Below are 11,886 nucleotides of genomic sequence, written 5' to 3'. Positions count from 1 at the left end.
AGATCGAGGCCGTAGAAGCACTCGATCGCGCCCGCCGTGCTCAGCTGGTTCTGCGTGTCGAAGTCGAAGTCGTCGAACGCGATGCGCTCGAGACCCAGGTCGACGTTGCCCGACGCGTCGTAGATGCACTCCAGCGCGAGGAAGATGGTCCCGCCGTCGACACCGCACGTATCGAACATACCGTTGCGCGACGAGGCATCCGCATCGTTGGTGGTCTTGATCACGTTGTCGAAGAAATATTCGTCAGCGTAGAGACCGTTCTCGCTGTTGGGATGCACCAGCAACGTCCCGTCGAGGTTCGCCGTGTTGACGAACAGCTGCGGATAGGACGCTTCCGCGAGAGCCGGATCGGAGTAGACCGGCAGCTCGTAGACGATCGTGCCGTCGGCCTCGATCGTGAGCGTGTCGAGCCAACCGCCGGCCGGACCGTCGTACATATTGTCGGTCCGGTGCGGATCGTCGCGCAGGAACAGTTCGCCCCCGTTCGAGATGATCAGGTCGCCGACCAGTTCCATGTCGGGGTTGAACAGGCCGTCGAAGCTCGTCCGACCCATCTCGACATTGACCGTGTCGCCGTCCTGCAGGTGGATGTGACCGTAGATGTCGCCCTCGCCGTAGAGGTTGATGATCGACGGATTGGGCGCTTCCGACACGTCGACCGCGAAGCCGCGCGCGAAGGTCGCACCCCCGTCACCCGACACACGCGACTGGATCATCCCACCGTCGTTGGTGAACACGAACGTCTCGGTCGTCGGCGTGAAGGCACCTTCATTGCCCGTGACGCGCACGCCGTAAGCATTGGTGTAGCCACCAACGTCCGCGGCGTCGCCATTGGCGGTCCAGGCGTCGACCATGATCGTACCCGTATTTTCGACCGTCGCGTTGACGAGACCGCCCGTGACCAGGATGCCCGTCGCATAGGCCGCCGAGGAGGCGGTGTAGGTCGTCAGGGTCGACGCGATCGCCGTGCCCGGACCCGAGGTCGTGAGCACCGGCGTGGTGGTCGAACCGAGCGAGCCCGACGCAACCGCCGCCACGACGATGTTGCCCGAATTGGTCAGCGTCCCCGAAGCGACGCCCGGCATGACCACGTCGTCCGACGTGCCCACGAGCGTACCCGGATCGGTGACCGTGCCGAAGGCCCGGACGATCATGCCCTGTGCGCGCGCACCGGCATAACCGCTCGTCGCCATGGCGTTCGCCATGACATCGATGTCGCCGCCATTGCCGATATCGAACGTACCGTTGTTGGCGAAGTAGACTTCGTAGCCCTGTCCGTAGGCTTCGGCCGTTCCGACGCCCGATGCGACCGCGTTCGCGTCGACGTCGATCATGCCGCTGTTGGTGAAGATGGCCGAGTAGCTACCGGTGGCGAACTCTTCGGCACCGACGAACTGGAAGACACCGTTCGCCGAAGCATAGGCGTTCGCGTAGGTACCCGCCGCGGCATTGGCGTCCGCGGACGCGACCACCGAGCCGCTATTGTACATCGCGACGCCCGCCGTCGTGCCGTAGGCCGACTGCGTCACGCCCTGCGCGTTGGCGCCGGCATAGGCCGACCCCGATGCCGCACTTGCCGAAGCGAAGGCGTAGGCGCTGATCGTTCCGCCGTTCGAAATCGTCGCGTGCGCCGTCGAACCGTAGGCAACCTGGTAGACCGCGTCGGCATTGATATAGGCGTTCGCGAAGTTCGCGCCCGAAGCGGTGCCCGAAGCACTCGCGACGATCAGGCCGCTATTGCCGAGATAAGCGTAGGCCGCGACCGATTCCGAAGCATAGCCGAAGGCCATCTGCTGCACCGCATTGGCGCCGCCATATCCGTAGCCATAATCGCCGCCATTCGCGCTGAAGTTCGCGCTCGCGGCGATGACGCCGCTGTTCCAGATCGACGCCGAGGCCGTTCCCGCGTCGTCGACATAGGCCGTCTGCGTGAGAGCATAGGCGTAGGCGTAGGCGCTGGCATTGCCGACCGTGGTCGTGGTGGCCGGCGTACCGGTCGTGAACGTGCTGAATGCCGAGGCATGGGCCGAAGCGACGGCAGCGACGGTGCCACCGTTGTAGAAGGTCGCGTTCGCCGCGGTTTCACCCGTCGCGTACTGTTCGATCGCGCCATAGGCGCCCGCATAGGCGCGCGCACTGGTGTCCGCGTGAGCACTCGCCATCGCCGAAATCGACACCGCGCCGCTGTTCGACATGAACACGTTCGCGCTGCTCGCCTCGGCATACTGGTCGACACCGTACGCGTAGGCATTGGCCGACACGTGGTTGCCGGTCGCGCTGGCCGTGGCGTGGATCATGATAGTGCCGGAATTGATGGCCGACGCGAGCGCATAGCCCGACGTGGTGCCCGCTTCCGCATTCTGGTCAACGCCGCTGGCGACAGCATAGGCCTGGCCGAAGCTTGAGCCGGCGCCGGCGAGGTCGGCCATCGCGCCGACATCGACCATGCCCGTGTTGGAGAAGAACGCCGTCGCCGTCGCGCCCGTGGCATCGGCGCGCTGGTAGACGCCATCGGCGTAAGCATAGGCGCCCCCGCCATTGCCTTCGGCGCTGGCCGTGGCGTGGACCGAGAGCGTGGCGGCGTTGGTGATCGAGACGTAGACCGTGCTGCCTTCGCCTTGCTGGCTGAGGCCGTCCGCATCCGCATACGCGTATGCAGGCCCATCCGCGTTGATCGCGGTCGCATTGGCGAAGACGTCGATGAGGCCGCCGTTGTGGAGCATGGCGTTGGCGCTCGAGCCTTCCGCAATCTGCTCGACACCGAAGGCCTGCGCGTCGGCGTTGGCGTAGGTTCCGCCCGAGGCGAAGGCCGACGCCCCGACCGAAATCGTGGCCGCGTTGGTCAGCATGGCATTGGCAACGCCCGACGTGCCGTTCGCACGCGCGGCCTGGTAGATGCCGTAGGCCCCCGCGAGCGCGGAAGCCTCACTTGCCGCGGTGGCGTTGGCGTCACCGAGCGCGCTCATCAGGCCGTTGTTCACGAGGTTGGCGTTGGCCGTCCCGCTGGTCCCGGTCGCATCGGCGCTCTGGTAGGCGAGGCCCGATGCGTAGGCCGAAGCCGCCGCATTGCCCGTCACCGCCGCGACCGCGTCGGCCATGGCGACGATGCTCATCGTGCCCGAGTTGGTGACGTTCGCATTGGCGGCGGTCACCCCGTCGAGGCCCTGCCAGATCATCGTGGTCGCCTCGGCGGCCGCAAACGCGTTCGTGCCGGAAGCGTCCGCGTCGGCCTTCAGGCCGTAGACGGACGTGTTGAGGAAGGTCGCGGTGACCGCACCGGTCGCCGCATCGATCGTCTGCCATGCGCCGCTGGCGACCGCATAGGCATCCGCCACACCCGTGCCGACCGCCGATGCGACCGCGTCGACGTGGAGCGTCCCGTTATTGGTGATCGACCCGACGGCGTTGTTGGCGTTGCCGGACCGGCTGTGCTGCCAGATGCCATAGGCATAGGCGTTGGCAGAAGCGTCCGTGCCCGTCGCGAAGGCGTTCGCCGAGAGCGACATGGTGCCGCTGTTGGTGATGTTCATCACGAGCATCGAGGCCGTGCCGTCCTCGTTGCTCTGGTTGATGAAGCCCCAGACGTCGGCGTCGGCATTCGCGGTGTCGCCCGACGCGTCGGCGTCGGCGACCAGCTTGATGCCGCCCGTGTTGACGAAGTCCATCGCCACCGCGCCGGAGCTGTTGACGTACACTTCCTGCTGGACGAAGCCCTGGCTCTCGCCGGTTCCGATCCGCGCGGCGCCGACCGCGTATTCGCCCGAGCCGAAGCCCGCCACGAGGGCATCGATCGTGCCCGAATTGGTGAACGCCGCGGCCGCATCGCCCGTCGACGCATAGACGTGCTGGCCGAAGCCGTTGTCGAGCCCCGCAATACCGGCGCCATTCGCCACCGCGCTACCGTTGGCGCTGATGTCGATGTCGACGATGCCGCTGTTCATGATGCTCGCATTGGCGTCACCGGCCACCGCAGCCGCATTCTGCAGCAGGATCCAATCGGCACTCGCTTCCGCTTCGACGGAGATGCCGACTGCATCGACGTCGAGGAACGCGGTCAGCGTACCCGTATTGGTGAACATGACCGTCGCGCCAGTCGACGTGATCGCCAGCGGGGCGAACACGACACTGCCGCCCGAGGCGTAGTTGATCGCCGACTGGTAGATCCCGATGCCGATGTCGGCGTCGGCATTGACGAAGCCGGTCGTGGCGCTGACGTTGACGTTGCCGCCGATCGAGATGTTGCCGCCGTTGAAGAGCGCCACCGAGGCGACCGCACCGTCAGCATAGGCATACTGGCCGATTACGGCGGTTTCGGTGCCGAGACCGACACCCCCGCCCGCGAAGTTGCCGATAGCCGAAACCGACGCGAGCGCCGAGATCGCGCCGAGGTTGTCGAGATGGACGCTAGCGTCGCCGCCATTCGCGTCGGCGACCTGCTCGACCATCTTGTCGACCCACGCATCGACATCGACGTTGCCGCCCGAGGCGTACGCATTGGCCGACATGAAGATCGCCGCCGAGGTCGCGTTGGAGATCGAGGCCGCCGCCGTGCTGCCGAGGACGACCTGGCCGAGACCGTCGCGCGCATAGGCAGCCGCTTCGCCCGAGGACACGTTCGTCACGTCAGCGTCGGCGACGAGCATGATGTCGCCGGCGTTCGCGATCGAGGCATTGGCATTCTGCGCGATGACGAGTTGGCCGATGTTGGACAGGCCGTCGCCGCCCACGCGTGCGAACGCATAGCCGAACCCGCCATCTTCCACGACCGCTTCGCCGCTTACCGAGATGACGCCGCTATTGTCGATCATCGCGACGGCGCTGCCGCCGCCGAGATTGAAGACGAGCTGGTTGACCGCACGGCCCGCATTCGCAGAGGCGTCCGGATCGCCCGCCGACGTGCCGCTGGCGTGCGCTGCGATGTTGATCGTGCCGCCGTTGGTGACCATCGCGACCGCATTGGGGGCGGTTGCACTTTCGGTCACGCTGCCGAGGTTGAAGATCTGCTGGAAGACGCCGCCACCCGCCGTCGCGTAGGCATCGGCGTTGCTGCCGCCGCCCAGTGCAGTCGCGTTGGCCGCTACATCGATGAGGCCGTTGTTCACGACCTGGAGGTTCGCGTTGGACAGGTCGCCGTCCGCGAAGGCGATCTGGACCAGGCCGCCACGCGCCTCGGCCGACGCGCCGGCAAAGGAGCTGCCGCTCGCATAGGCGTTGGCGCCGACCGCAAGCACGCCCCAGTTCTCGCCGTAGAGATTGACCGAGGCCGTCGTCGAACCGACGTTGCCGACCTGGACGTTGCCATAGGCCGCCGCTTCCGCAAAGGCGTTGCTGCCATTGGCGAAGGCGCCTGCGAAGACGCCCATGCAGGCGACCGTACCGCTGCACGCGCTGAAGGTGCCGACCGATGTCCCGGTCAGCGAAGTGCCGTTGACGAGGGAAATGTTCGCCACACCGGCACCATAGGCGTACTGGTCGAGACCGTTGGCCTGTGCCGCCGCTTCGGCGTCGGAAGCCGACGCGAACGCGGCCGCCGCGATACCGACCGTGCCCGAATTGGAGAAGCTGACGTCAGCCGATTCCGCGGCGGCAAACTGCTCGAGCCCGGCGGTGCGTTCGCTGTAATAATCGGCGCCCGACGTCACGTTCCCGACCTGCGCGGTCGCCGTCGCATTCGCGGTTGCTTCTGCGTCCGCGATCGCGCGGAACAGCATTTCGCTGGTATTGTTCAAGGAGACGCCGATGTCGCTACCGTAGGCGACCTGCCAGGCACCCACGAGCTGCGCGTTCGCGCCTGCGCGGGTGAAATCGGCGTCCGCATTCGCCGTGGCGTAGCCGACGAGGAGCCCGTTATTCTCGATGTGGTAGTCACCCACCATGGCCTCGCCCGTCTGGTAGAGGACGAGCGCGTCGACGTTCGCCTGCGCATCGTCCGACGCAGCGGCCACCGCGCGGAACGAGCCGCCCATCGTGCCCGAGTTCGCGATATCCGCATCGACGGACAGACCGCTCACTTCCTGGCCGATGGCCGCACCGTTCACTTCGGCAACCGCGGCCCCGCTCGACGCATACGCGCCGGCCGTGCCGTAGGCGATCATGAGACCGCCTTGGTTATCGATCAGCGCGCCCGCGGACGCACCGCCGACTTCCTGCATGATGACGGCGCCCTCGGTGCCAAGCTGGACCTGCGCGGTCGCTTCGCTGCTGCCCCACGCGCCCGCGATGCCCTGCACGGCGATCGCACCGGCGTTGACCATCGTGGCATTGGCGCTCGTCGCCGACACGATCTGCCCGATGCCGATGCCGATGAAGGCCTCGGCGTCGGCCGCCGAATTGCCGCTCGCATAGGCGACGGCGCCGACCCCGAGCAGGCCGTTGTTCTGGATCATCGCCGCGGCGCTCGACGGCCCCTCTTCGGCGTACTGCACGATCCCGATATTGATGTGCGCGTCGGCATCGGCAAACAAGCCTTCGGTCGCATCCGCGTCCGCGTTCGCCTGGATGAACATGATACCGTCGTTGGTCAGGTTCATGTCGGCCACGCCCGACGCCTCGCTCGCGACCTGCGCGATTCCGACTTCGATATAGGCGCTCGCGATCGCGGCCGGAACGCCGCCCGACCCCGAAACATACGCCTCGGCGCTCGCGAGGATTTCCATGAAGGCCGACGTCGTGCCCGAAGGCGTTGCCGGACCGTTATAGATCGACAGGTCGACGGTGCCGCCCTGCCCGCTTTGCCAGATGGCGGCCGAATTGCTGCCCGTCGCGGCGGTGCCGATGCGCGCATAGGCGGCAGCGCCGCCGACCGCATTGGTCGCCTCGGCGATGGCGCCGATCCCCAGATAGGCATTGTTCGAGATGTCGGCATTGATGACGACGTTGATGTCCGGGCCCAGCGTGGTGCCGGCCTGGTGGATGCCGAATTCGAGGATCGTGGCATTGGCCGTCACGGCGGAAGCGGCTTCGTCGTAAGCGTACGCGCCAGCCTGGATGATGCCGCTGTCCGTGTTGTTCATCTGCAGGTTGATGACGGCGCTGTCGGTCGTGGCGATCCCGATCTGCTCGATCTGGCCGTTGCTCGTGTCGCTGACCACCGCGGTCGCGTCACCCGAGTTGTTCGTGTCCGTGACGCCGCACCAAAGGAAGGCGTCGTCGTCGCAGATCGTGTTGATGGTGATCGTGTCATTGACGACCGAACCCGACGTCGTCGAGCCGCCACCCGGTTCGATGGTCTGCGCCAGCGCATGGGTCGGAGTGATCATCCCCACCGCCGCGAGAGAAACACCGGTGAGAAGCGCGCTGCGCGTCAAGTTCGCCATCATTCAATCCCCTGTTTTCGAGCCGCTGCAGACGACCCTTTAACTCGGGCAAACGCCACGAAAACGCGCACGCGCACGTCCCGGGCAGACTGCCTCAGTTGGGGACCCTACGCCTCGTGGCCATGCGATTCAACCCGTCAGGACAGAAAAAATCGTCCTGAAAACGGCGGAAAAGGTCCATTTTCCACGATGTCAGTAGGAATATGGCGCTAAACGAATGACTTAACCTGCATCGCAGTCGATTGTGCACGCGTTCGTCGCGGTGCGTTTAACCGTGGTGCCAGCCGAGAAGACGGCACGTCACACCAAAGGCGGATGTCGACGTTCGCTGAAAGGGCGCGATTGTCAGCCCCCCCCCCCGCACTTCACACGCATAGGGCGCACGCTCGGCTTCGTCCCGTTGGATGCCCTACTGCTCGAGCACCGAAAGCAGCGGGAATTGCGTCACGTCGAACCAGGGCGTGAAGAGATAGTGGGAAATCAAGGATCTGCCCGCGGCGGTCCGATCCGAGGGAAGGACGCGCGACAGGTCGCAGTCCTGCGCACCGAACGCCACCTCGTCGATCGCACCACCTACAAGCAGCGCCGCACGGCCGCCCTGACCAAGTGGCGTCAGCTCATGGGCTGACCAAACGCGTCAAAGACCGTTTTGCGCCCAATTGCAGGAAAGTGCGAATTAGTCTGACAGCACCATCATCGCAAAAGGGGCGCCCCTTTCGGGACGCCCCTTTTGCGATGGCGGAGAGGGTGGGATTCGAACCCACGGTACGGGGTTACCGTACACTGCATTTCGAGTGCAGCGCTTTCGACCACTCAGCCACCTCTCCGCATCGGCAGGACGGCAGGCCGCACGCTTGGGCGGCCCGGGTCGGTGCGCGCCTCTAGCAACCGATCGCGGGGTTGAAAAGACCTATTGTATGTCACGTGCCGGAACCCGCCCCCGCCCCGCCGGATTGCCCTTCCCGATGACCCGATTTTCCAACGCCATCATCGTCGGCGCGAGCGGCGGCATCGGCGGCGCGCTCGCCGACGCGCTCGAGGAACGCGGGGCGCAGGTGAGGCGCCTGTCGCGGCGGTCCGACCCGCCGGTCGATCTTGCCGACGAGGAGACGATCGCGACGGCCGCACGGACGCTCGAAGGCGGCGGGCCCTACGACCTCGTCATGGTCGCCGCGGGCCTCCTCCATGACGAGGAGATCGCGCCCGAGAAGAGCTGGAAGATGCTCGAAGCCGCGCCGCTGGCGAAACTGTTCGCGGTCAATGCGAGCGGGCCGCTGCTGGTCGCGCGCCATTTCCTGCCGCTGATGCCGCGCAATGCGCCGGCCGCCTTCGCGGCGCTGTCGGCGCGGGTCGGCTCGATCGGGGATAACCGGCTGGGCGGCTGGTACGGCTATCGCGCCTCGAAGGCCGCGCTCAACCAGCTGCTGCGCACGCTCGCCATCGACCTCGCGCGCACGCACGAGCAGATGGTCGTGGCCGCGCTCCATCCCGGAACGGTCGACACCGCGCTGTCCAAGCCCTTTCAGCGCGGCGTGCCCGACGCGCAGCTCTTCACGCCGCAGAAGAGCGCGGCGCACCTGCTCGACGTGATCGAGGGGCTCGCGCCCGCCGATAGCGGCCACCATTTCGACTGGGCGGGCAAGCGCGTCGACCCCTGACCCCCGGTCGGCCTTGTCCAAGCGCGCCGCGCGCCTACATTGAGGCCATGAATTCCAAGTTCCAGCCCAATGCGATTCCCGCCGCCTCGTTCGGCATCGGCGAAGTGGTCCGCCACCGCCTGCTCGATTTCCGCGGCGTCATCTTCGACGTCGACCCCGAATTCGACAACACCGAGGAGTGGTACCAGGCGATCCCCGAGAAGATCCGCCCGGCCAAGAACCAGCCTTTCTACCACCTGCTCGCCGAGAATGCGGAGAGCAGCTACGTCGCCTATGTCAGCCAGCAGAACCTGGTGCGCGACGAGGAAGGCGAGCCGGTCGATCACCCCGCGATCGCGAGCCTGTTCGAGGCATTCGACGGCGCGCGCTACACGCTCCGTCGAGAACACCGCCACTAAGCACGTAATTTTGTGGGCTTTGCGCCCCCATCCGGTTGACAGCGCGGCCCTCTTGCCATAGGCGGCGCCATCCCCGCGCGGAGTCCGCTCTAGCGGCCCTCGGGCGCGGCCATGAGATTCGTTAGTTGAGAGAGAGCCAATGTTCGCAGTCGTGCGCACGGGCGGCAAGCAGTATCGCGTCGCCCCCGGAGACAAAATCGTCGTCGAGAAGCTGACCGGTGAAGCCGGTGACAGCGTCGACCTCACCGATGTCCTGCTGGCCGGCGAGGGCTCGGACCTCAAGTCGACCGACGGCCTGACCGTCGCGGCCAAGATCGTCGCCCAGGCCAAGGGCGAGAAGGTGACCGTGTTCAAGAAGCGCCGTCGCCACAACTATCGTCGCAAGCGCGGCCACCGCCAGCAGCACACGATCCTCGAGATCGTGTCGATCGGCGGCAAGGGCGCGGCCAAGAAGGCGGCTCCGAAGAAGGAAGAGGCCAAGGCCGACGCCAAGCCCGCGGCGAAGAAGGCAGCGCCTGCCAAGAAGGCCGATGCTGCACCTGCGAAGAAATCGACAAAGGCTGCTGCACCTGCTAAGAAGGCGGCGACCACCAAACCTGCGGCCAAGAAGGCTCCTGCCAAGAAGCCTGCCGCCAAGAAGACCGAGAAGAAGTAACCATGGCACATAAAAAGGCTGGCGGCTCGTCCAAGAACGGTCGCGACTCCAATCCTAAGTACCTTGGTGTGAAGAAGTTCGGTGGCGAGAACGTCGTCGCCGGCAACATCCTCGTGCGCCAGCGCGGGACCAAGTGGTACCCGGGTACGAATGTCGGCCTTGGCCGCGACCACACGCTTTTTGCGCTGATCGACGGCAAGGTCGCGTTTCGCGACGGCAAGCTCGGCCGCAAATACGTGCATGTCGAAGCGATGGCCGAGGCTGCGGAATAATCGGGATCAGTCGATGACGGACGGTCCCAGGAGGACGGTCCGGAAAGTCTGAAACGATTTTCGAACAAAGGGGAGAAGGGCCGGTCCCTCCTCCCCTTTTCGCGTTTTTGAAAGACCCTTCTCCCCGAACTGTCACGAAGTCCCGCTAGCGGGGCTGCGAGACTTGTGGAGGAGGCTCGAAATGTTCGCACGGACCCGGCGGCTGCTGTTGCGGCCCGGTTTCCCCGAAGACGCACCGCAGCTGGCGCAGGCCATCGCGGAGCACGAAATCGTGCGCAACCTCGCGCGCGCGCCTTGGCCTTACGGGATCGAGGATGCGAAATCGTTTCTCGCCTCGATGAACGAGGGTCCGCTGCCCACCTTCCTGATCTTCGAACGTACCGCGGGTGCGCCCGAACTGGTCGGCGCTTGCGGCTTCGATTTCAAGGACGGCGGGATCGACTACGGCTACTGGATCGCACGCAAGCGCTGGGGTCGCGGGATCGCCACCGAGGCGGGCCGCGCCGCGCTCGAGATCGCGCGCACGATCGGGTTGAAGTCGCTCCAGGCGGCGCACTTCCTCGACAATCCCGCGTCTGGCCGCGTGCTGGAAAAGCTCGGTTTCACCCCGACCGGACGCACCGCGATGCATTATAGCTGCGGGCGCGGGCGCGAGGCCGCGACGCGCCTCTATCGCCTGGACCTGTCCGGAGGGGTCGAGCTTACGGGTGCGATGGCCGCCTAGGCGGCGTAGCGGACCTTCTTGGCGAAGGTCTCCTCGCCGTTGGGGACACTCGCCTCGTAGGCGGCGATCAGCGTGCGGTCGTCATGCTGCCACGGGTGGAAACGCGGCAGGAAATAGGTCAGCCACATGCCCAGCACGCGGCGCGCCATGCCGGGCGAGACGAATGCGTATCGGAACATCTTCCACTTGGCTTTCGCGCCGGTGATCCCGTCCTGGCGCAGCAGCTCCATCATCGCCTCGGCGCGGCCTGCCATGAAGTGACGCGTCACGTCGACCATCACCAGCGCCTTGACCTTCCAGCGCTTCCAGCGGGTCCAGTCCTTCGTCGCGTGGAGCCAGGTGTCGTAGGCCACACCCTTGTGCTCGATCTCCTCGGCCGCGTGCCAGCGCCACAGGTCCGCGCTCGCCTTGTCGGCGCCTTCGAGATGCTTCGGGTTGGCGAGCAGCTCGTGCGCGAGGATTGCGGTGAAATGTTCGAGCGCCATGGTCGCGGCGAGCTGGACGATCATCGGGCGCGCCTTGGCGATCTCCATGCGCGCGTCGACATAGGCGTCGAGCGGGGCGACATCGTAGCCCGAATCCTTCACGCGATTATTGAACGCGGCATGCTCGCGGCTGTGGATCGCTTCCTGCGTGGTAAAGGCCTTGATCTCCTTCGCCAGTCGCGGGTCCGCGCCCTCGCGGAAGGCGCGAACGCTCTCGACGAAAAAGGCTTCGCCCTTCGGGAATGTCACCGACAGCGCGTTGTAGAAGGCGGTCGCGTACGGATCGCCCCCGTGCCACCAGCGCGGCGTCTTCTCGTCGCGGCCGAAGCGGCGATCGCGCGGGGTGATCGTCAGGTCGGCGGGCTGCATGCTTGCGGT

At 66.0% G+C, this 11,886-nt stretch carries 8 protein-coding genes and 1 tRNA gene; 5 read left to right on the top strand and 4 right to left on the bottom strand.

The genetic code is table 11. The features are described 5' to 3' along the window. From NNY25_RS11455 to NNY25_RS11445, 3 genes are all read right to left on the bottom strand, one after another. Positions 1 to 7,316: hypothetical protein (locus NNY25_RS11455; RefSeq protein WP_265571758.1), on the bottom strand; the 7,316-nt coding region annotated here is incomplete at its 3' end. A gap of 409 nt (positions 7,317 to 7,725) precedes the next feature. Next, positions 7,726 to 7,872, bottom strand: coding sequence for a hypothetical protein (locus NNY25_RS11450; RefSeq protein ID WP_265571757.1), 147 nt, complete (start codon positions 7,870 to 7,872; stop codon positions 7,726 to 7,728). Positions 7,873 to 8,052: 180 nt separating this feature from the next. Next, positions 8,053 to 8,143, bottom strand: a tRNA-Ser gene (locus NNY25_RS11445). Positions 8,144 to 8,281: 138 nt separating this feature from the next. On the opposite strand from NNY25_RS11445, the gene NNY25_RS11440 reads away from it, so the two are divergent. From NNY25_RS11440 to NNY25_RS11420, 5 genes are all read left to right on the top strand, one after another. Further along, positions 8,282 to 8,974, top strand: coding sequence for an SDR family NAD(P)-dependent oxidoreductase (locus NNY25_RS11440; protein ID WP_265571755.1), 693 nt, complete (start codon positions 8,282 to 8,284; stop codon positions 8,972 to 8,974). Between the two features lie 47 nt (positions 8,975 to 9,021). Continuing rightward, positions 9,022 to 9,372 carry a heat shock protein HspQ gene (gene hspQ, locus NNY25_RS11435; RefSeq protein ID WP_265571754.1) on the top strand — a complete coding sequence of 117 codons (351 nt, stop codon included), beginning with the start codon at positions 9,022 to 9,024 and terminating at the stop codon, positions 9,370 to 9,372. Positions 9,373 to 9,511: 139 nt separating this feature from the next. Further along, positions 9,512 to 10,027, top strand: a complete 516-nt coding sequence (gene rplU / locus NNY25_RS11430) for a 50S ribosomal protein L21 (protein WP_265571753.1) — start codon at positions 9,512 to 9,514, stop codon at positions 10,025 to 10,027. A gap of 2 nt (positions 10,028 to 10,029) precedes the next feature. Further along, a complete protein-coding gene (gene rpmA, locus NNY25_RS11425) occupies positions 10,030 to 10,299 on the top strand; it encodes a 50S ribosomal protein L27 (RefSeq protein WP_265571752.1) in 270 nt (89 codons plus the stop codon). A 181-nt stretch (positions 10,300 to 10,480) separates the two neighbouring features. Further along, on the top strand, positions 10,481 to 11,023 hold the full coding sequence (locus NNY25_RS11420; RefSeq protein ID WP_265571751.1) for a GNAT family N-acetyltransferase: 543 nt from the start codon (positions 10,481 to 10,483) through the stop codon (positions 11,021 to 11,023). Here the strand turns inward: NNY25_RS11420 and NNY25_RS11415 are convergent. Then, complete coding sequence (locus tag NNY25_RS11415; protein WP_265571763.1) at positions 11,020 to 11,877, bottom strand: metal-dependent hydrolase; 858 nt, start codon at positions 11,875 to 11,877, stop codon at positions 11,020 to 11,022. The two genes, NNY25_RS11420 and NNY25_RS11415, sit on opposite strands and share 4 nt — an antisense overlap. Positions 11,878 to 11,886: the final 9 nt, after the last annotated feature.

It is taken from the genome of Sphingomicrobium nitratireducens (genome assembly GCF_026157035.1).
Classification (GTDB): domain Bacteria; phylum Pseudomonadota; class Alphaproteobacteria; order Sphingomonadales; family Sphingomonadaceae; genus Sphingomicrobium; species Sphingomicrobium nitratireducens.
The sequence above is the reverse complement of the archived record's forward strand: the minus strand, read 5'-3'. Positions and strand labels throughout refer to the sequence as shown.